Source organism: Pseudonocardia sp. EV170527-09 (assembly GCF_008369905.1).
Classification (GTDB): Bacteria; Actinomycetota; Actinomycetes; order Mycobacteriales; family Pseudonocardiaceae; genus Pseudonocardia.
In genome coordinates, this window is the sequence record NZ_VRMC01000043.1 from 20,011 (window position 1) to 39,859 (window position 19,849).

General features: G+C 75.4%; 19 protein-coding genes. 10 read left to right on the plus strand and 9 right to left on the minus strand.

Annotated elements, in window-relative coordinates; genetic code table 11:
* Positions 1–54: 54 nt before the first annotated feature.
* Positions 55–570, plus strand: a complete 516-nt coding sequence (locus tag FVA95_RS15075) for a hypothetical protein (protein ID WP_075307501.1) — start codon at positions 55–57, stop codon at positions 568–570.
* Between the two features lie 10 nt (positions 571–580).
* On the opposite strand, the gene FVA95_RS15080 is transcribed toward FVA95_RS15075, so the two are convergent.
* On the minus strand, positions 581–1,756 hold the full coding sequence (locus FVA95_RS15080; protein WP_240051502.1) for a glycosyltransferase: 1,176 nt from the start codon (positions 1,754–1,756) through the stop codon (positions 581–583).
* A gap of 87 nt (positions 1,757–1,843) precedes the next feature.
* Entirely contained in the window at positions 1,844–2,287 is a 444-nt protein-coding gene (locus tag FVA95_RS15085) for an Lrp/AsnC family transcriptional regulator (RefSeq protein WP_149664803.1), read from the minus strand.
* Between the two features lie 154 nt (positions 2,288–2,441).
* Between FVA95_RS15085 and FVA95_RS15090 the strand changes: the two genes are divergently transcribed.
* Complete coding sequence (locus tag FVA95_RS15090) at positions 2,442–5,900, plus strand: indolepyruvate ferredoxin oxidoreductase family protein (RefSeq protein WP_149664819.1); 3,459 nt, start codon at positions 2,442–2,444, stop codon at positions 5,898–5,900.
* Between the two features lie 64 nt (positions 5,901–5,964).
* Entirely contained in the window at positions 5,965–8,142 is a 2,178-nt protein-coding gene (locus FVA95_RS15095; RefSeq protein WP_240051503.1) for a transglycosylase domain-containing protein, read from the plus strand.
* 6 nt (positions 8,143–8,148) lie between these two features.
* On the opposite strand, the gene FVA95_RS15100 is transcribed toward FVA95_RS15095, so the two are convergent.
* Both FVA95_RS15100 and FVA95_RS15105 read right to left on the minus strand, forming a co-directional pair.
* Entirely contained in the window at positions 8,149–8,664 is a 516-nt protein-coding gene (locus tag FVA95_RS15100; protein WP_240051509.1) for an isochorismatase family protein, read from the minus strand.
* A gap of 51 nt (positions 8,665–8,715) precedes the next feature.
* Positions 8,716–9,165, minus strand: coding sequence for a MarR family winged helix-turn-helix transcriptional regulator (locus FVA95_RS15105; protein ID WP_149664805.1), 450 nt, complete (start codon positions 9,163–9,165; stop codon positions 8,716–8,718).
* 47 nt (positions 9,166–9,212) lie between these two features.
* Between FVA95_RS15105 and FVA95_RS15110 the strand changes: the two genes are divergently transcribed.
* A complete protein-coding gene (locus FVA95_RS15110) occupies positions 9,213–9,599 on the plus strand; it encodes a DUF5313 family protein (protein WP_149664806.1) in 387 nt (128 codons plus the stop codon).
* 86 nt (positions 9,600–9,685) lie between these two features.
* Positions 9,686–10,915: a kynureninase gene (locus tag FVA95_RS15115; RefSeq protein ID WP_149664807.1), complete on the plus strand. Its 1,230-nt coding sequence runs from the start codon at positions 9,686–9,688 to the stop codon at positions 10,913–10,915.
* 82 nt (positions 10,916–10,997) lie between these two features.
* Here the strand turns inward: FVA95_RS15115 and FVA95_RS15120 are convergent, their stop codons facing one another.
* From FVA95_RS15120 to FVA95_RS15140, 5 genes are all read right to left on the minus strand, one after another.
* Entirely contained in the window at positions 10,998–12,287 is a 1,290-nt protein-coding gene (locus tag FVA95_RS15120; RefSeq protein ID WP_240051504.1) for an aromatic acid/H+ symport family MFS transporter, read from the minus strand.
* 163 nt (positions 12,288–12,450) lie between these two features.
* Positions 12,451–12,687 (minus strand): hypothetical protein, encoded by a 237-nt coding sequence (locus FVA95_RS15125; protein ID WP_149664808.1) that lies wholly within the window; start codon positions 12,685–12,687, stop codon positions 12,451–12,453.
* Between the two features lie 48 nt (positions 12,688–12,735).
* Positions 12,736–12,936, minus strand: coding sequence for a three-helix bundle dimerization domain-containing protein (locus FVA95_RS15130; protein WP_149664809.1), 201 nt, complete (start codon positions 12,934–12,936; stop codon positions 12,736–12,738).
* 228 nt (positions 12,937–13,164) lie between these two features.
* On the minus strand, positions 13,165–13,869 hold the full coding sequence (locus FVA95_RS15135; protein ID WP_240051505.1) for a response regulator transcription factor: 705 nt from the start codon (positions 13,867–13,869) through the stop codon (positions 13,165–13,167).
* On the minus strand, positions 13,866–14,990 hold the full coding sequence (locus FVA95_RS15140) for a sensor histidine kinase (protein WP_149664810.1): 1,125 nt from the start codon (positions 14,988–14,990) through the stop codon (positions 13,866–13,868). Before FVA95_RS15140 ends, FVA95_RS15135 begins: the two co-directional genes overlap by 4 nt.
* A 113-nt stretch (positions 14,991–15,103) precedes the next feature.
* Here FVA95_RS15140 and FVA95_RS15145 point away from each other — a divergent pair, with 113 nt between their 5' ends.
* From FVA95_RS15145 to FVA95_RS15165, 5 genes are all read left to right on the plus strand, one after another.
* Positions 15,104–16,045, plus strand: coding sequence for an ABC transporter ATP-binding protein (locus FVA95_RS15145; protein ID WP_043277435.1), 942 nt, complete (start codon positions 15,104–15,106; stop codon positions 16,043–16,045).
* Positions 16,042–16,815 carry an ABC transporter permease gene (locus FVA95_RS15150; protein ID WP_240051506.1) on the plus strand — a complete coding sequence of 258 codons (774 nt, stop codon included), beginning with the start codon at positions 16,042–16,044 and terminating at the stop codon, positions 16,813–16,815. Before FVA95_RS15145 ends, FVA95_RS15150 begins: the two co-directional genes overlap by 4 nt.
* Before the next feature lie 131 nt (positions 16,816–16,946).
* Entirely contained in the window at positions 16,947–18,365 is a 1,419-nt protein-coding gene (locus FVA95_RS15155) for a fatty acid desaturase (RefSeq protein WP_149664811.1), read from the plus strand.
* A complete protein-coding gene (locus FVA95_RS15160; protein ID WP_020622593.1) occupies positions 18,365–18,556 on the plus strand; it encodes a ferredoxin in 192 nt (63 codons plus the stop codon). The genes FVA95_RS15155 and FVA95_RS15160 overlap by 1 nt, the downstream gene beginning before the upstream one ends.
* A gap of 71 nt (positions 18,557–18,627) precedes the next feature.
* On the plus strand, positions 18,628–19,842 hold the full coding sequence (locus tag FVA95_RS15165; protein WP_149664812.1) for a CdaR family transcriptional regulator: 1,215 nt from the start codon (positions 18,628–18,630) through the stop codon (positions 19,840–19,842).
* Positions 19,843–19,849: the final 7 nt, after the last annotated feature.

Genomic DNA, 19,849 nt, shown 5'->3' on the forward strand with positions numbered 1-19,849 from the left:
TGGCTGTCCCGACACCCCGACACCCCGACACCGCAGTGACGACGAGGGAGCCGCATGAGTGCACCGCGCACGCCCGGCCCGGGCGCGCTGTCCCCGCAGGCGACACCCGAGCTCGCCGACGAGCTCACCCGCATCGCGTGGCGGGTCGACCGTTGGATCGACCCCGGCCCGGCGTCGGTCGTCGCGGGGGCGGGGGTCGCCGCCGTCGTCGCCGCCCTGCTCATGCCCTGGTCGACCCACGGCGCCGGCTGGGAGGTCCTCACCGGCCGGGCCGCCATGGGGCCGTTGCCGTGGCTGTTCACCGTGGTCGCCGTCGTCGCGGTGGGGGTGTCGGTGCTCGCCCTGCTGACCCGCTTCTGGCCGCTGGCCTGGACCGCGGCCACCGTCACCGGCGTCGGCGCGGTCACCGGGCTCTGGGCGGTGTGGTCGCGCCAGACCGCCGTCGCCGGCACCGATGACATCGGACCGGGGCTGGTCGTCACCGTGCTCGGGGTGCTCGTGCTGTTCGGCACCTGGGCACGGACCGTCGTCGCCTGCGGGCCCCGCGCCCCGCACGGCCCGCCCGCCTGATCTCTGCGGTTCAGGCCGCCAGCACGGCCACCCGGCGTGCGGCCAGTTCCTCCAGGACCCCGACCGCGTCCTCCACCGGCGGCAGCGCCAGCATCGCGCGCTGGGCCGAGCGGATCCGCGCGTGGACGTCGTCGTCGGTCAGGAGACGCGTGCAGGTCGCGGCGATCTCGGCGGCGTCGGGAGCGCAGTGCGCGCCCAGCCCGAGCTCGGCTACCCGCCCGGCGTTGTGCTCCTGGTCCCCGAACTGCGGCAGCACCGCCAGCGGGACGCCGTGCCGCACGGCCTCGCGGATGCCGTTGTAGCCGCCGTGGGTGAGGAACAGGTCCGCGACCTGGAGCAGCAGCGGCTGCGGCACCCACGAGGCGGGATGCACGTGCGGGGGCAGGTCCAGGTCGTCGACCGGCAGGCCGCCGGTGGACAGCACCACCTCGGCGTCGAGCCGGGAGGCCGCCTCCGCCACGGTGCGCAGCGCCGCGTGCGGGTCGACGGGGGCGCGGTGCTCGTCGCGACCGGCCATCGCCGGCATCGCCGTCCCCAGCCCCGCGAGGACGAGCGGCCGGTTCCCGGGCAGTGCGGCGACCCAGCCGGGCACCGTCTCGCCGCGGGTGACCTGGTCGTCCTGTCGGAACGCCCGCGCCGGCACCATCTGCGGCCCGGCCAGTGAGAACTGCTGCGGCATGCAGTCCAGCCGCCCCCACCGGTGCAGCGCAGCCGGGTCGTCCGGGACGGCGAAGCCGAGCTCCTCGCGACGCTCGGTCAACGCCTCGGCGACGAGGTGCGGGGCGAGGACGTTGCCCGCACCCGACGGTGCCGCCACGCACGGCACCCCCAGGTGCTCGGCCACCAGGAAGCCCGCGGTCTCGCCTCCGTCGCGCAGCACCAGGTCCGGGACCCCGTGGGTCCGCACGAGTGCGAGCAGCGCCCGCGCCGAGCCCGTCACCTGCGGACCCGCGAACAGGGTCGGCAGCAGCGCCGTCGTCACCTCGGTCGCGGTCAGCGTCGCCAGTGCGGCGGGCCCGCCGAGCCGGGCGAGGACCGGGCCGAGGTGTCCGGCGGCGTCGGCCATCGTCGGGAGCACCGGCTCGACCACCACGGGCGCACCGTCGAACACCCCCGCGACGTCGGGCGGGCACGCCACCACGACCCGGTGACCGGCGTCGCCCAGCGCCCGGGCGAAGGGGAGCACGGCCCGGCCGTGCGAGGGTGAACCGGTGACACTGCAGAGAACGAGCACCCGATCATGATCGGTCGAATCGTTGCGATAGGCAACTGATCACGTGCGGGTCCAGCGCCCCAGCACCATCAGCGTCCGGGTCCCGGTGACGGTGCCGTTGCGCCGCAGCCGGTCGATGACCTCCTGCAGGTGCGTCAGATCGCGCACTCGGACCTGCACCAGGGCGTCGAGGTCACCGGCGAGGGTGTAGACCGCCTGCACCTCCGGCTGGCGCGACGCCGTGTCGACGATCTCCGAGACGCTGGCGGTGCCGGCGTAGCGGATCTCGCTGAACGCCTCGACCGCCCAGCCCAGCTTGGCGTGGTCGACCTGCACGGTGAAGCCGGTGATCACCCCGGACTCGCGCAGCCGGTCGACCCGGCGCTTGGTCGCCGCGGTGGACAGCCCGACCCGTGCGCCCATGTCGGCGTAGGTGCGGCGCGCGTCCTCGTGCAGCAACCGCAGGATCGCGTGGTCCAGCTCGTCGACGTCGGTCTCGGGCACGGCACCTCCGGCGCAACGGATTCACGTCTGTGTGGTCGTCACACGTTATCCGTTGCGTTCTCTCGGTCAGAGCCCCATCGGCTGTTGCGTCGTGGCGCTGGTCACGCTGTCCTGGGCGGACCGCGCCGCCCACCCCGACGAGGAGCTGTCACCGATGACCGTGCTGGACGACAAGTACCTCGCCACCCACGGGCGGGCTCCGATGACCGGGATCCAGGCGCTGGTGCGGCTCGTGCTCGAACAGGCCCGCCTCGACACCGCGCGCGGCTTCGACACCGCCTCGTTCGTCTCGGGCTACCAGGGCTCCCCGCTCGGCACCTTCGACGCCGAGCTCGGTCGCGCCCGGACCCATCTGGACGCCGAGCGCGTGGTCTTCCGTCCCGGGCTCAACGAGGAACTCGCCGCCACCGCCGTCGCGGGCACCCAGCTGCTCGACGCCGTCCCCGGTCGCCGCCACGACGGCGTCGTCGGCTGGTGGTACGGCAAGAACCCCGGCCTCGACCGGGCCGCCGACGCCATCCGGCACGGCAGCCTGGCCGGCACCGCCCGGCTCGGCGGCGCCGTCGCGATCATCGGCGACGACCCGTCCTGCAAGTCCTCCACCGTGCCCAGCTCCTGCGAGCCGATGGCGCAGTCCCTGACGATGCCGCTGCTCGCGCCCGGCTCGGTGGCCGAGGTGATCGAGTTCGGGCTGCACGCGGTCGCGCTGTCGCGGGCCACCGGGCTCTGGACCGGCCTGAAGATCATCGCCGATGTCGCCGACGCGTCCTGCACCGTCGACCTCGGCGCGCTGCGCCCGGAGCTGATCGGCGTCCCCGCCCCGCCGGCCACCGACCGCGCGCAGTCCGGCCCGCTCGTCGGGCCCGCCGCCGTCGAGGCCGAGCACGACCAGCTCACCCGCAGGCTCGACCTGGCCCGCCAGTACGCGCGCGAGACCGGACTCAACCGCGTCACCTTCACCTCCCGCGACCCGCACCTCGCCGTGCTCGCCTCCGGCACCGGGTACGCCACCGTGCTGCGGGCGTGCGAGGACCTCGGTCTGGGCGAGGCCGAGCTCGACGCACTCGGCGTGCGCCTGATCCGCCTCGCCATGCCGTTCCCGGTCGACGCCGACGCGCTCGCCGGACTCGTCGAGGGCTGTGCCGAGGTGCTGGTGGTCGAGGACAAGGTGCCGTTCCTGGAGGGCCACCTGCGCGACGCCCTCTACGGGCGCGACCACCGGCCCACGGTCACCGGCCGCCGCGACGAGCGCGGCCGCCCGCTGCTGTCCGCCCGTGGCCAGCTCGGCGCCGAGGACGTCGCCCGCGCCCTGGCCGCCCGGCTCACCGCCGCCGGACGGACGCTGCCCGCCACGGCGAGCGCGCACCTGGAGCGCCTCGCGCCGCCGAAGCCGTCGCGGATCGGTCTGGACCTGCTCGGGAACCGGACGCCGTACTTCTGCTCCGGCTGCCCGCACAACACCTCCACCCGCACCGGCGACGACACGCTCGTCGGGGTCGGGATCGGCTGCCACGCGATGATCGCCCTCGACGGCGAGCACCGCGGCCGCCAGATCGGGCTCACCCAGATGGGCGGCGAGGGCGCCCAGTGGATCGGCCTGGCCCCGTTCACCGACGACCGCACCCTCGTGCAGAACCTCGGCGACGGCACCTTCCACCACTCCGGCTCGCTCGCGATCCGCGCCGCCGTCGCCGCCGGGGTCACCATGACCTACAAGCTGCTCTACAACGACGCCGTCGCCATGACCGGCGGGCAGCGCGCCGAGGGGCGGATGAACGTCCCCGACATCACCCGCTCGCTCGCCCTGGAGGGTGTGCGTCGCATCGTCGTCACCACCGACGCCCCGCGCGACTACCGCGGCGTCGCCCTCGACCCGATCGCGAGCGTCCGCCACCGCGACGAGCTGGCCGTGGTCGAGCAGGAGCTCGCGGCCCTCGACGGCGTCACGGTCCTGATCCACGACGACCGCTGCGCCGCCGAGGAGCGCCGGCTGCGCAAGCGCGGGAAGCTGCCCGCCCCGGCGGAGAAGGTGCTCATCAACGAGCGGGTCTGCGAGGGCTGCGGCGACTGCGGCGACCAGTCGACCTGCCTGTCGGTACTGCCGGTGGAGACCGAGTTCGGCCGCAAGACCACCATCCACCAGTCGTCCTGCAACACCGACTACTCCTGCCTCAAGGGCGACTGCCCGTCGTTCCTCACGGTGGTACCCGGCACCCGGCCGCGCCGGGAGATCCCGGCGCTGCCGGTCACGCTCGTCGCCCCCGAGCCGCGGGTCGACCCGGACGCGACCCTGATCCGGATGCCCGGCATCGGCGGCACCGGCGTCGTCACCGCCTCGGCGATCCTGCAGATGGCCGCCCACCTCGACGGACTGTTCGCCGCCGGGCTGGAGCAGGTCGGGCTCGCGCAGAAGGGCGGCCCGGTCGTCTCCGACGTCCGGATCGCCAAGCAGCCCCACCACGGGATCCTGCGCGCCTCCCGCGGCACCGCGGACGTGCTGATCGGGATGGACCTCGTCGGCACCGCCTCCGACGCGACGCTCGCGGTCGCCCGGCCCGGGCACACCGTCGCCGTCGTCAACACCTCGCTCGTGCCGACCGCGGCCATGGTCACCGGACGCGTCGTGCTGCCCGGCTCCACCGGCGACGCCGTCGAGCGGATCGGCGCGGTCACTCGCGACCTGCTCGCCGTCGACGCCCAGACGCTGTCCGAGGCGCTGTTCGACGGCCACCTGCCCACCAACATGCTGCTGCTCGGTGCCGCCTACCAGCACGGGGTGCTCCCGGTGTCGGTCGAGGCGCTGGAGGAGGCGATCCGGGTCAACGGCGCGGCCGTGGAGACCACGCTGACCGCGTTCCGCTGGGGCCGGGCCGCCGCGATCGACGCCGCCGCCGTGCGCCGGGCGCTCCTCGCGCCGCAGCCGGCCCCGGTCGCCGTCGACGAGGCGTCCGCCGCGCTGGCCCGCTCGGCCGCCACGGGCCCCGAGCTCACCGAGGCGCTCGCCACCCGCATCGCCGACCTCACCGGCTACCAGGACGCCGCCTACGCCCACCGCTACGCCGAGGAGGTCCGCCGGGTGGCGGCCATCGCCGCCGCGCGGGCCGGTGACGCGGCCGGCGAGCGCGTCGGCGCCGCCTACGCCCGCGGCCTGCACCGGCTCATGGCCTACAAGGACGAGTACGAGGTCGCCCGCCTGCACCTGGACCCGGTCGAGACCGCCCGCCGTGACGCCGCGTTCGGTCCCGACGCCCGGGTCTCGGTGATGCTGCACCCGCCGGTGCTGCGCGCGCTGGGGATGAACCGCAAGATCGCCCTCGACGGCCGGCTGGCCGGCCCCGCGTTCCGCGCGCTGCGCGCGGCCCGGCGGCTGCGCGGCACCCCGCTGGACGTGTTCGGCCGCGCCGGGGTCCGCCGGGTGGAGCGCGAGCTGGTGGGGGAGTACCAGACGCTGGTCCGCGCCGCGCTGGACCGGCTCACGCACGACACCGTCGACGGTGTGGTCGCCGTCGCCGAGACCGCGGACCTGGTGCGTGGCTACGAGGACGTCAAGCTCGGCAACGTCGAGCGGTTCCGGGAGCAGGCCCGGACCGCGCTCGCCACCCTGACCGGCTGACTCTCAGCGACTCGCGCGGGCGCGCCTCAGGCGTCCCTCAGCGTTGCGGCGCACAATCGCCCGCGTGGGGGAACGCCTGATCGCACAGCACTGGAACGACCGTCTCCGGGAGACCCGCACCGGGCGACGGTGGCGCCGCCCGGACCCGTCGGTGCTGCGGCGGCTCGGGATCGGGATCCTGGCCGGCGGGCTCGTCCTCGCCGGGTGCGCGGCCCCCGCCGCGGCCGGCGTCGCCGCCGTCGCCTCGGTCGTGCCGCCGGGGACGACCGGCGACCTGCCGAACGCGGCGGCGCTGCCCGCGGCGACGGTCCTCACCGACCGCGACGGCACCCCCATCGCCTACCTCGACGAGCAGTACCGGATCCCCGTCTCCTACGACCGGATCTCCCCGTCGATGGTCGCCGCGATCGTCGACGTCGAGGACCGCCGGTTCTTCGACGAGTCCGGGGTGGACCCGGTCGGCACCCTGCGCGCGCTGGTCACCGACGCCGCGGGCGGCGCCGTGCAGGGCGGCTCCACCATCACCCAGCAGTACGTGAAGAACTGGCTGATCGACGTCGTCGACCGCGACGACCCCGCCGCCCAGCGGGCCGACCACGCCGACACCCCGACCCGCAAGATCCGCGAGGCGGTGCTCGCCCAGCGCCTGGCGCACAGCACGTCCAAGCAGGACGTGCTCGCCGGGTACCTCAACACCGTCGAGTTCACCGGCAACGTCTACGGCGTCGAGGCCGCCGCGCGTGCCTGGTTCGGCACCGACGCCGCGCACCTGACGGTCCCGCAGGCCGCGCTGCTCGCGGGCGCGGTCAACAACCCCACCCTGTTCGACCCGTTCCGCCACCCGCAGGCCGCGACCGACCGGCGCAACACCGTGATCGCGGCGATGCGCGACGCCGGATCGCTCACCCCGGCCGAGGCCACGGCCGCGCCGCTCGGGGTGCGCCCCGGCGGGCCGCAGGTCCCCGGGCACAACTGCTACGGCGCCACCGACGGCGCCGGGTTCCTCTGCGAGTACGCGGTGTCCGAGCTGGAGAAGGCGGGGTTCACCGAGCAGCAGCTCGACACCGGCGGCTACACGATCCGCACCACCCTCGACCCGGCCGCGACGGCATCGGCGCAGCAGGCGGTCGACGCGAACGTGCCGCGCACCCAGGACGGCGTCGCCAACACCCTGGCGCTGATCCGGCCCGGCCACGGCGACGCCGCCACCGGCGACCACCAGATCCTCGCCATGGTCGCCAACCGCCGGCCCGGCACCGACGCCGCGGCCGGCGACACCACGCGCGACCTCGTCGCCGCGCCGTCGAACGTCTTCGGCGCCGGGTCCACCTTCAAGATCTTCACCACCGCCGCGGCTCTGGAGGCGGGCACCGTCGGCTACGACAGCACGCTGCCCGACCCGGCCTCGGCGTGCTTCCCCGGCGCGGGGAGCAGCTGCTACCCCGTCAGCAACGACACACCGAACTACCCGGACCCGATCCCGCTGCCCGTCGCGCTCGCGACCTCGCCGAACACCGCGTTCGTCGACCTCGAGGAACGCACCGGGATCCCCCGGGTGGTGGACATGGCGCGCCGGCTCGGGCTGCGCGACACCCTGGCGTCGAACGCGGCAGGCGGGACGCCGGACCCCTCGTCGCCGGACGCCCGGATCTCCCAGCCGCAGTCGCAGTTCTTCGCGAACCTCCCGTCGTTCACCCTCGGGGTCAGCCCGGTGTCCACGCTGGAGGAGGCGAACGTCGCTGCGACGATCCAGAGCGACGGCGTCTGGTGCGCCCCGGACGCGGTGCTGTCGGTGACCGGCCGCGACGGTGCGGCGGTGCCGGTGAACCGGCCCGCCTGCGAGCAGGCCGTCGCCCCCGGCGTCGCGCACACCCTGGCCGCCGGCCTCGGTGGCGACACCGTGACCGGCACCTCGGCGGCCGCGGCGCGGGCCGCGGGCTGGACGCACCCCACGATCGGCAAGACCGGCACGACGAACTCCTCGGAGTCGGTCGCGTTCGTCGGGGCCACCGGCGGCATCGACGGCGTGGCGGGGTCCTCGATGGTGTTCGCCGACGGCCCGAACCCGTCGGAGATCTGCCCCGGCGACCCCGTGCACCTGGGCGACTGCGGGCACGGCGCGTTCGGCGGGACCGTCGCGGCGCCGCCGTTCTTCGCCGCCGTCGACCCGCTGGTCGCCGGGCGGGCCGACGTGCCGCTGCCCGACCCGGACCCGGCCTACCTGCAGCCCCGCAACGGGTGACCGGGCCTACTTCAGCAGCTTCTGGACTTCGCGGAAGCGCGGATGCGCGGCGTCGCGCAGCCACTCGAACAGCACCATCTCCGAGGTGACGATCTCCGCCCCGGCCGCGCGCGCCCGCTCCAGCGCCAGCTGCTCGTCCTGCGGGAACCGGGACCCGACGGCGTCGGCGACGACCACCACCCGGCGGTCCTCGGCGCGCAGCTCCAGCACGGTCTGCAGCACGCAGACGTGCGCCTCCACCCCGGCGACGACGATCTCGGTGCGGCCGGGCGGGAGCAGCACGCCGTCGTCTGCGGCGAAGCGGGTCTTGGGCATCACCAGGTGTGGCAGGCCGGCGAGCCGCTCGACGGTCGGGCCGAGCTTCTCCGGGACCTGCTCGGTGGCCAGCACCGGGACCTCCAGCAGGGTCGCGGCCTCGGCGAGCCGGGCGGCGCGCTCGACGACGCGATCGCCGTCGTGCATCGCGGGGACCAGGCGCTCCTGCAGGTCGACCAGGAGCAGGACGGCCTTGCCTGCGGTCATCAGCACGGCGGAGACGGTACGGCCGGCGACCGGCCCGCACCACCGCCCCGGTCAGCCGCGCGACGCGGCGATCACCCGGTCCAGCACCGTCCGCAGCTCCTCCAACTCCGGCAGCGGCATCCCGAGCCGGTCCACGATCGCCGCCGGGATCGCCTCGGCCCGCGCCCGCAGCGCCCACCCGGCGTCGGTGAGCGACACCGCCATCGTCCGCTCGTCACCCGGGACCCGGCGCCGGTCGACCAGACCGGCGGCCTCGAGCCGCTTGAGCAGCGGTGACAGCGTGCCGGGGTCGAGCGCCAGCTCCCGGGCCAGGTCGCCGAGCGAGCGCGGGGACCGCTCCCACAGCGCGAGCAGCACCAGGTACTGCGGGTGGGTCAGCCCCATCGGCTCCAGCAGCGGCCGGTACAGCGCGATGACGTTGCGGGCCGCGACGGCGAGGGCGAAACAGACCTGACGGTCGAGCCGGAGGAGGTCGCCGTCACCCGGGGATGCGCTCGGCATGGCGCCCATCGTACATTGTTGGTGCACCAAGAATTGGGGGACCAACAATGGATCAGCGGCCGAACCCCGTCCAGTGGGTGGCCTACGCCTACGGCGCCGGGCTGCCCTCCCGGCTCCGGGGCTGGGTCCTGCACGACGTCACCACCCGGACCTGGCAGCTGCGTCACCTGGTGCGCACCACCGTGCAGCTGCTGCCGATCGGGGTGCTGCTCTACCTGCTGATCCCCGGCCCGGTGTACGTCCGGGCGCTGTCGGTGCTGGCCGGGGCGATCCTCGGCTACTTCTACTCGCTCGCCTACATGTACGAGTCCGCCGAGCACCGCGTCGCCAAGGCGGGGTACCCGGTGGGGCACGCCGCCGCGGTGCGCGAGAAGGCCGACGAGGGGACCCGCGAGGCCGCGCGGGAACGCTACGAGCGTCGCTGGCGCGGCTAGGAGCCGGAACCCGGCAGGATGGGCCCGGAGCCGCGGCTCGCACCGGGGCCGCGCCGCCCGGGCACACGTCGACCGGAGGGACACCCATGACCGTCCACCCCGACCCGGCGGCCGTCGCCGCCCGCCTCGACGCCGAGGACCCGCTCGCCGCCCTCCGGGAGCGGTTCCTGCCCGCCGACGGCGTCGTCGCCTACCTCGACGGCAACTCCCTGGGCCGCCCGCTGCGTGCGGCCGCCGAACGCATGGAGCGCTTCGTCCGCGCGGACTGGGGCACCCGGCTGATCCGCGGCTGGGACGAGGGCTGGATCGATCGTCCGCGCACCCTCGGCGACCGGATCGGCGCCGCCGCGCTCGGGGCGGCGCCGGGGCAGGTCGTCGTCGCCGACTCCACCACGGTGCTGCTCTACAAGCTGGCCCGTGCCGCCCTCGACGAGCGCGCGGCGCACGGCCGGGACGAGATCGTCGTCGACACCGACAACTTCCCGACCGACCGCTACGTGGTCGAGGGCATCGCCGCCGAGCGCGGCGCGTCGCTGCGCTGGATCGAGTCCGACCCGGCCGCCGGGGTGACCCCGGAGCAGGTCGCGGCGGCCGTCGGGCCGCGCACCGCGCTGGTGCTGCTGTCCCACGTCGCCTACCGGTCCGGGTTCCTCGCCGACGGCCCCGCGATCACCCGGGTCGCGCACGACGCCGGTGCCCTGGTGCTCTGGGACCTGTCGCACTCGGTCGGCTCGGTCCCGGTCGAGCTCGATGCCTGGGGCGCCGACCTCGCGGTCGGCTGCGGCTACAAGTACCTGAACGGCGGGCCGGGGGCGCCCGCGTTCGGCTACCTCGCCGCCCGGCACACCGGCGCGCTGCGCCAGCCGATCACCGGCTGGTTCGGCCACCGCGCCCCGTTCGCGATGGGCCCCGGCCACGAGCCGGCGCCCGACGTGCGGGCGCTGCTGTCCGGTACCCCGCCGGTGCTGGCCTCGGTGCCGCTGGAGTGCGGCGTGGAGCTGCTCGCCGAGGCCGGGATCGACGCGGTCCGGGCGAAGTCGCTGCGGTTGACGACGTTCGCCCTCGACCTGGCCGACACCCTGCTCGCCCGGCACGGTGTGCAGGTCGCCTCACCGCGCGACCCCGAGCGCCGCGGCGGGCACGTCACGCTGCGCCGGTCCGACTTCGCCGAGGTCAACGCCCGGCTCTGGGAGCGCGGCGTGATCGGCGACTTCCGCGCCCCGGACGGCATCCGGATCGGGCTCGCGCCGCTGTCGACGTCGTTCGCCGAGGTCGCGGCGGGCATGACCGCGCTGGCTGAGGAGGTCGCGCGATGAGCGCGGAGGGACGACACGCGCCGTCGAGGACGGCGTCGTGCGCTGCTCGCCCGTCGCGGCTCCATCGTCCCGCCCGACCCCGTCACGAGTGCGTGGCGGCGCCCCGGGGCACCAGCACCATGACGATCGCGCCCAGCACGGCGGGGATCGCGAAGGCGAGGAAGTTCGCGGCGAACCCGGCCCCGGTCGCCATCACGACGCCGCCGTAGAGCGGACCCGCGATGGCCCCGATCCGGCCGATCCCCAGCGACCAGCCGAGCCCGGCGGCGCGCAGGTGCTCGGGGTAGAAGGTGGCGGTGTAGGAGTTCACGATGATCGTCGTACCGATCGTGCAGGCCCCGGCGACGGCGATCAGGCCGAGCAGCACCGGCGTCGGGAAGCGGTTCATCAGCAGCAGGATCGACGCCGCCGCGGTGAGGAACATCCCGGTCACCACCGGGCGTGGCCCGACCCGGTCGGCGAGCGCCCCGAGCAGCGGCGCCCCGACGATCGCGCCGAGGTTGAGCGCCAGCAGGAACGCCAGTGCCCCGCCCAGCGGGTAGCCGGCCTGGCGCATGATCTGGGCGAGCCAGGTGTTGAGGCCGTAGACCAGCAGCAGCCCGAACCCGGTGCCGACCCAGAACAGCAGCGTGCCGCGCAGGTGGTGGCGGTCGAGCAGCGCACGCAGCCCGGCGCGGCCGGCACCGGGTGGGGCGTCGTCGGGGACCGGCATCCCGTAGCGGGCGGCCAGTGCGGCCGCCTCCGCGCGGCGACCGCGCCCGACCAGGTAGGCCACCGACTCCGGCAACGCCACCGCGACGACGACGAGCAGCACCGCGCCGACCCCGGCGCCGATCCAGAACAGCGCCCGCCAGCCCAGCTGCTCCAGCAGCACGATCCCGGACAGCGCCGCGACGACGCCGCCGACGGAGTAGCCGGAGAACATCAGGGCGTTCGCCGCGTTGCGCCGCCCGGCCGGGGCGTACTCGACGGTCAGCGCGATCGCGGTCGGCACCACCCCGCCCAGCCCGACGCCCGCGACGAACCGCAGCAGGCCGAACACCTCCGGCGACGGCGCGAGGGCACACAGCGCCATCGCGACCGAGAACCAGGCGATGCAGATGATCATCAGCCGGCGCCGGCCGAGGCGGTCGGTGACGGTCCCGGCCAGCAGCGCGCCGACGAGCATGCCGACCAGTGCCAGCGACCCGATCCAACCCGCGGTGCCCGCGTCGAGCGCCCACTCGCCGGAGATCAGGGTGGGCAGCACGGTGCCGTAGACGATGAGGTCGTAGCCGTCGACGACGATCGCCGTCCAGCACAGGGCGATGACCCGGGCGCGGGAACGGGTCCCGGTACCCGGTGGTGCGGAACGGTCGGACACGTCGGTCATGCGTACCTCCTCGGACGGCACTGTCGAGAAGGCAACGTATGTCGCTTGTGTCCCGCACGTCACCATCGGGGCGTGACACAGTGCGTCCGGGTCCGGTCGGGCTGCGTCCGGACCCGGACGACCGCGCCGGGCCCGCGAGGGGCGCCCGGGGGGCGGGATCGCCTCAGTCGGTGGGGGCGTCCACCCCGGTTCCGGCGTCGTCCGGCTCGCCGGCACCCTCGACGGGTTCCGGCTCGGCCGCGCCCTCGGACGTCGTGTCCTCGGACGACTCCTCGCGGTCGGCCTCGGTGTCGCCGGCGTCGACCCGCTTGCCGAGCACGCGTTCCTCGAGTTCGTCGAGCGCACGTGCCGGGTCGATCGGGGGACTCGCGCGTCCGGTGTCGTTCTCGTCGTCGCTCACCGGGCGGGGGTACCCGGACGCCCGGCTCCCCATGCCGGGGCGGGTGGCTCAGAGGCCGGCGGTCGACTGCTCCAGGCGGGCCCGGGCCAGCCGCTCGACCAGCTCGGGCAGCGCACCCACCGGGCTGCCGCGCAGATCGTCGCAGGCCTGCGCGACGGCGGCGACCACGGCGTCCCGGCTGACGGTCGGACCGAGCTCGTCGATCAGCCTGCTGACGGCGTCGGTGGCCCGGGCGAGGTCCTGCGTCACCGGAGGCCGCCGGCGGATCGGCGGCAGGCGCCCGTCCGACGACGACACCGACGGAGTCCGGAACGGAGGTCCCTCTGTGTGTCGGTCATGACGAGCCTTCCGTCGATCCTCACTCGGCCGAGTGAGGGTTACCCGGGAACGGACAGCTCAATCGCGTCGGAACGGGTGACACCGGTGACCACGGAGCGCGATCGTGACCCGCCGCCGCGTCACCGTCGGACGGTCGGGTCAGACCCCGTCCCGGCCCCGTGGCGGGTCGAGCAGACCGTGGTGCAGGGCCCGCAGCACGGCGCGGGTCCGGTCCCGCGTGCCCAGTTTCAGCAGCACGCTGGACACGTGGTTCTTCACCGTGCCCTCCGCCAGCACGAGGGCCTGCGCGATCTCACGGTTGCTGTGCCCGGCGGCGAGCAGCCGCAGCACCTCGACCTCGCGGGCCGAGAGGTCCTGCGGGGCGACGCCGGAGACGTCGTCGGCCGGGGGCGGGCCGTCGCGCACCGCGCGCAGCAACCGGTCGGTGACGGCCGGGCTGATCAGGGTGCCGCCGTCGGCGAGGGTCCGCACCGCGCCGACGAGCTGGTCGAGGGTCACGTCCTTGAGCAGGTATCCGCGGGCCCCGGCGCGCAGCGCGGACAGGACCAGCTCGTCGTCGTCGAAGGTGGTGAGGACGAGCACCGGCACGTCGAGCCCGCGCGAGCGCAGCTCGGTCAGCGCCCACAGCCCGTCGCGACGGGGCATGCGCAGGTCCAGCAGCAGCACGTCCGGGTCGTGCTCGACGACGGCGGCCACCCCCTCCGCGCCGTCCCCGGCCTCGGCGACGACCTCGACCCCGTCGGCCAGGCCGAGCAGCCCGCGGATGCCGTGCCGGACCAGGGTCTGGTCGTCGACGAGCACCACACGCACCGGCCGGCCACCGGGCGTCGTCGGCCCGGTCACGGCAGCACCGCCGTGACGACGAACCCGCGCGGTGTGGCGGGGCCCCAGTCGACCGACCCGCCGAACGCCCCGGCCCGTTCGTCGAGGCCGCGCAGCCCGTTCCCGGGGACCACGTCGGCGGCGGGGCCGCGGCCGTCGTCGCGGGCGGACAGCCGCAGGCCGCCGCCGGGTACGGGGGACAGGTCGATCCACACGGTGTCCGCGTCGCCGTGCCGGATGGCGTTGGTGAGGATCTCCTGCACGCAGCGGACCACCGCGAGGGTCCGCTCCTCGTCGGCGGCGACCCCGTCGGCGACGTGCACGTGCACCACCGGGCGGGGCAGCTGCTCGGCGATCCGCTCCAGGGCGGCCGCCAGGTCGGGTGCGCGGCCGCGCAGCTGCCCGACGGTCGTGCGGACGTCGGTGAGCAGGTCACCGGCCAGCGCGCGGGCCCGCGCGACGTGCCCGCCCGGGTCGGCGCCGGTGTGCGTGGCGATCTCCAGCTCCAGGGCGAGCGCGGTGAGCTGGTGCCCGACGAGGTCGTGCAGCTCGCGGGAGATCCGCAGCCGCTCCTGTGTCCGGCTGGTCTCGGCGAGCGCGGCGCCCGCGGCCGCGAGCTCGGCGTGCGCGGCGGCCAGCCGCCGTCGCGACGCCTCCTCGCGGTGCAGCGTCACGAGGAGCAGCACCGAGGCGCTCTGCAGCAGCAGGTAGATCGCGCCGGTCACCGCCGCGACCTGCACCGACTCCCCCGCGATCAGCGTCGCCACCGCGGCCACCCCGACGTTGACCACGATGATCGCGGCGGTGACCCGGCCCGGCAGGTGGTAGGTGGAGATGGCCGCGGTCACGACGAGGAAGATCGGCAGCCAGCCGAACGACGCGCCGATCAGGACCAGCGCCGCCGCGGCGAGCACCATCAGCGCGAGCAGCGCCCGGGTCGCGGTCACGCCGACGACCTCGTCCAGCCAGCCCCCCACCACCAGCGCGACGAGGAACGCGGCGTAGGCGACCCACCACAGCCACGGCGGGCCGAGGGGGCTCGCGACCCCGGCGGCCTGCTCCAGCGCCACCGGGACGGCGAGGACCCCGCACAGCACGCTCATGATGAGTCCGGCCACGACGTTCGGGTCGATCCGGCGCACGTCGGACACGGTAGGGCACGGCGCGGCGGGGTCCCCAGTGCCGGAAGTCATGGCCCGGGTTCACGACGTCCGGCACTGACCCCGGCCCCCGTCCGGCCGCCACCGTGACCGGCATGGATGCGATCGAGGTGCACCGGCTGCACAAGCGCTACGGCGAGACGGTGGCCGCCGACGGGGTCGACCTGTCGGTGCCCGCGGGGTCGGTCGTCGGGCTGCTCGGACCCAACGGGGCCGGCAAGACGACGACCGTCGAGTGTGTCGCGGGGCTGCGCGCCCCCGACTCCGGCACGGTGCGGGTGCTCGGGCTGGACCCGCGCCGGGACCGGCGCGCCGTCCGCGCGGTCCTGGGGGTGCAGCTGCAGGAGGCCGCCCTGCACGACATGCTCACCGCCGCCGAGCTGGTGCACCTGCACCGGTCCCTGCACCGCACCGGGCGCGACCCGGTGGAGCTGCTCGAGGCGGTCGGGCTGTCCGCGCAGGCCGGGACCCGGTTCGACCGGCTCTCCGGCGGCCAGGCCCAGCGCCTGTCGGTGGCGCTCGCGCTGGTCGGGGCACCCCGGGTGGTGATCCTCGACGAGCTGACCACCGGTCTGGACCCGGCGTCCCGGGAGACCGTGCTCGACCTGGTGCGCGACCTCACCGCCGACGGGGTCGCGGTGCTGCTGGTCAGCCACCGGATGGACGAGGTCGAGCGGCTCTGCGACCGGGTCCTGCTGCTCGACGCCGGCCGGGTCGTCGCCGACGCCGCCCCGGCCGGGCTCGTCGCGGCGGCCGGGCTCGCGGACCGCGTCCGGTTCCGGACCGACGCCGCCTTCGACCGGGCTGCGCTGCTCGCCCTGCCCGGCGTCGCGGAGGTCTGCCGGGTCGGGCACGACGTCACCGTGACCGGCGAGGGCGAGCTGCTCGGCCCGGTCGGCGCGGAGCTCGTCCGGCAGGGTGTCGTCGCCACCGGGCTGCGTGCCGAGCGTCCCGGCCTCGACGAGGCGTTCCTGGCGCTGACCGGGCACCGGGTCCGCGCCGACCGCCCGGCGACGGCGGGGGAGGTGGCGGCGTGAGCGCCCCGGTCCGGTCCGGGCTGCCGCTCGCCGGGTGGCGGGCACTCGTCGCCGCGGAGTCCAGAATGGTCGCCCGGGACACCGCGGGACTGGTGGTCCCGCTGGTGCTGCCGCTGCTGATCCTGGTGATGGTCGGCGCGACGGTGCCTGAGCTGACCCCGGACGTGCTCGGCGGCCGTTCGGTGGTGGAGGTCGTCGGGCTCCCGATCGCGGTCGCCACGGTGCTCGCACTGGTCGGCATGGTGAACGTGCCGAGCTTCGTCGCGTCCTACCGCCGCGGCGGGGTCCTGCGCCGGCTCGGGGTCACCCCCGCGGGCGCGGCCCCGGTGCTGGTCGCGCAGGCGGTGGTCGGGGTCGGGCAGGTCGCGGCCGGTGTCGGCGTCGCGCTGGCGGTCGCGGTGCCGGTGTTCGGCGCGCGGATGCCCGCCGCGCCGTGGGCGGCGCTGGGCGGGCTCGTCCTGGGCGCGGCGGCGTTCTTCGCGGTGGGGGCGCTGGTCGCGGCGCTGGCGCCGACGGCGAACGCGGCCGTCGCGGGCGGGGTGCTGCTGTTCTTCGCCACCGGGCTCCTGGGCGGCATGTTCGGCGACCCGCGGACGCTGCCCGGTCCGCTCGCCGAGATCGGCCGGACCCTGCCCTACGGCGCGACGTCGGAGCTGCTCGGGACGGCGTGGCGCGGGGTCCCGCCGGACACCGGGGCGGTCGTCGGGCTGGTCGTCGCGGTGCTGGTCGGTGCGGTGGGCGCGGTCCGGCTGTTCCGCTGGGACCGCTGAACAGGGCCCCGTTCGGTCCGCGGGACCGAACGGGGCGCCGATCTTCGGTCCCGACGACCGAGGAATCGCGGACCGATCTCCCTAACGTCTGCTCGCAACGTTCCGTCAGAGCCGACGCGAGGAGGAACCCGATGCGGACCTATGCACTGTCCGAACCGGTGAACGGTGAACACACCTGGCAGGACGGCAAGCGCTACGCCTGGCTGCTCGGCCTGCTGGTGCCGGTGCTGCCGTTCCTCGCGATCGGGCTGCACCTGGCCACCGGCTGGTCGGTGGCGCTGTGGCTGGGCCCGATCGTCGTCCTCGTGATCGTCCCGGTGATCGACCTGTTCGCGGGCAAGGACCCGACGAACCCTCCGGACGAGATCATGGAGGAGCTGGAGGAGGACCGGTACTACCGCTGGGTCACCTACGCCTACCTCCCGCTGCAGTACGCGGGCCTGTTCGCGGGCATGTGGTACATCGCCACCGCGGGCGCCCCGGTGATCGGCAACATCGGACTCGCGGTCACGCTCGGCACCGTCGCCGGCGTCGCGATCAACACCGCCCACGAGCTGGGCCACAAGCGCGAGGACGTCGAGCGCTGGGCCGCGAAGATCGCGCTCGCCCCGAGCTTCTACGGCCACTTCTACGTCGAGCACAACCGTGGCCACCACGTGCGCGTCTCCACCCCGGAGGACCCGGCCTCGGCCCGGATGGGCGAGAGCTTCTACCGCTTCTGGCCGCGCACCGTCCTGGGCTCGCTGACCAGCGCCTGGCGCCTGGAGCGCAAGCGCTACGCCCGCCGCGACCGGCACCCGTTCCGGATCGGCAACGACGTGCTGAACGCCTGGCTGATGTCGCTGGTCCTCTGGGGCGCGATCATCGCGCTGTTCGGCTGGGGCGTGCTGCCCTACCTGCTGATCCAGGCCGTCTTCGGGTTCACCCTGCTCGAGCTGGTGAACTACATGGAGCACTACGGGATGCTGCGCCAGAAGGTCGGCCCGCCGGACCGCCGCCGCTACGAGCGCGTGCTGCCCGAGCACTCCTGGAACTCCAACAACATCGCCACCAACGTGCTGCTCTACCACCTGCAGCGCCACTCCGACCACCACGCGAACCCGGTCCGCCGGTTCCAGACGCTGCGCGACTTCCCGGAGGCCCCGGTCCTGCCGACCGGCTACACCGGGATGATGCTGGCCGCGACCGTCCCGCCGGTGTTCCGCCGGCTGATGGACCCGCTGGTGGTGGCCCACTACGACGGCGACCTGCGCCATGCCAACCTGCAGCCCGGCAAGCGCGAGAAGCTGCTCGGCGCGTACCCGCCGCCCGCCGACCCGGCCCCGGCCGCGGAGACCGCGGCCGACGTCACCCGGCGGGCCCAGAGTGACGCCGTCACCGCCGCCCGCTGCCCCGGCTGCGGCCACACCTACGAGGTCGCCGTGGGCAACGAGGCCGAGGGCTTCCCGGCGGGCACCCCGTGGTCGCAGATCCCCGACGACTGGTGCTGCCCGGACTGCGAGGTCCGCGAGAAGGTCGACTTCGTCGCCCTCACCACCGAGGAGGTCTGATGCGCATCGTCGCCGACCTCGACGCCTGCCAGGGCATCGGGATGTGCGAGGCGATGGCCGACGGCTGGTTCGAGGTGGGGGAGGACGACGTGGTCGTCGTCCGCGACGAGCACCCGCCCGAGTCCGAGCGGTCGCACGTGGACGCCGCCGTCCGCGCCTGCCCCGCCCGCGCACTGGCCCTGGAGAGCTGAGCACCTCCGCACGACGCCCGCCCCGCACCGGATCCCCGGAGCCGGGCGGGCGTCGCGCTACGGTCGGTCCCGTGTCGACGGTGACCGACCTGCTCGCCCGCCTCGCGGCCGAGGTCCGTGACGACGTCGAGGCGCTCGGCGCCCGGGTGCTCGCCGAGATCGACGCCGGGTTGCCCGAGCTCGGCCGCGACCCCCGCGTGCGCGAGCTGCTGGTCGCCACCGTGCAGGGGTCGCTGGAGGGGGCGCTGGTCGTGCTGACCGGCCGACCGCCGGGCGAGGTGCCACTGCCCCCGGTCGCCGGGGAGATCGCCCGCCGCCTCGCCCAGCAGGGGGTTCCGGTCACGGTCGTCCTGCGGGCCTACCGGCTGGGGCAGTCGGTGTTCCAGCAGGAGCTCATCGGCCGCATCGCCGGGTCCGGGCTGGGGACCGCCGAGGTCGGCGACGCCGTCGGGGCGCTCACGGCGGTCGCCTTCGGCTACGTCGACCGGGTCTCCGAGGAGATGGTCGCGGTCCACCAGGCCGAACGCGACGGCTGGGTCCGCCGCCGCGACGCGGCCCGGCTCGCGATGGTCGACGCCGTGCTCGCCGGGCGCGGCGGGACCGTCACCGAGGTCGAGGCGGCGCTCGGTCACCCGGTCGCGGGGGAGCACGTGGCCGCGGTGCTCTGGGTCGACCCGGACGCCCCCGATCCCGGCCGGGCCCTGGAACGCGCCGTCGTCGACCTCGGCGTCGCCCTGGGCTGCTCACGCGCCCCGCTGGTCGTCGCCCCGGACGCGGTCACCTCCTGGGCCTGGTACCAGGGCGGGGGTGGCCCGGTCACCCTGCCGCCCGGCCCGGTGTGGGTCGCGCTCGGCGGTCCCGGCCGCGGCCTCGACGGGTTCCGCGGCGCGCACCGCCGGGCCCGCCGGGTGCAGGAGGTGGTCACCGCCGCCGCTCCCGCCGCCCGGCTCCCGGTCACCACCGCCGACGACCTCGGTCCGCTGCTGCTGCTCGACGCGGGCACCGACCTGCTCGCCGACCGGGTCGCCGAGATCCTCGGCGACCTCGCGATCGACGACGAGCAGCACGCCCGGCTCCGCGACACCCTCGCGGCCTACCTGCGCGGCGGCGGCAGCCTCGCCGCCGCGGCGGGCGAGCTGCACCTGCACAAGAACACCGTGCAGTACCGGCTGCGTCGCGCCGAGGAGGTGCGGGGCCGGCCCCTCGGCGACGACCGGCTCGACGTCGAGGTGGCGCTGCTGGCCTGCCGCGTACTCGGACCGACGGTCCTGCGCCCGCCCGACTGACCGGGGT

Excerpts from the sequence above, each read along its gene's own strand:
- FVA95_RS15075 (WP_075307501.1), top strand. The coding sequence starts at position 55 with ATGAGTGCACCGCGCACGCCCGGCCCGGGCGCGCTGTCCCCGCAGGCG.
- FVA95_RS15090 (WP_149664819.1), top strand. The coding sequence starts at position 2,442 with ATGACCGTGCTGGACGACAAGTACCTCGCCACCCACGGGCGGGCTCCG.
- FVA95_RS15100 (WP_240051509.1), bottom strand. The coding sequence starts at position 8,664 with ATGACCGCAGGCAAGGCCGTCCTGCTCCTGGTCGACCTGCAGGAGCGC.
- FVA95_RS15105 (WP_149664805.1), bottom strand. The coding sequence starts at position 9,165 with ATGCCGAGCGCATCCCCGGGTGACGGCGACCTCCTCCGGCTCGACCGT.
- FVA95_RS15110 (WP_149664806.1), top strand. The coding sequence starts at position 9,213 with ATGGATCAGCGGCCGAACCCCGTCCAGTGGGTGGCCTACGCCTACGGC.
- FVA95_RS15115 (WP_149664807.1), top strand. The coding sequence starts at position 9,686 with ATGACCGTCCACCCCGACCCGGCGGCCGTCGCCGCCCGCCTCGACGCC.
- FVA95_RS15120 (WP_240051504.1), bottom strand. The coding sequence starts at position 12,287 with ATGACCGACGTGTCCGACCGTTCCGCACCACCGGGTACCGGGACCCGT.
- FVA95_RS15145 (WP_043277435.1), top strand. The coding sequence starts at position 15,104 with ATGGATGCGATCGAGGTGCACCGGCTGCACAAGCGCTACGGCGAGACG.
- FVA95_RS15155 (WP_149664811.1), top strand. The coding sequence starts at position 16,947 with ATGCGGACCTATGCACTGTCCGAACCGGTGAACGGTGAACACACCTGG.
- FVA95_RS15160 (WP_020622593.1), top strand. The coding sequence starts at position 18,365 with ATGCGCATCGTCGCCGACCTCGACGCCTGCCAGGGCATCGGGATGTGC.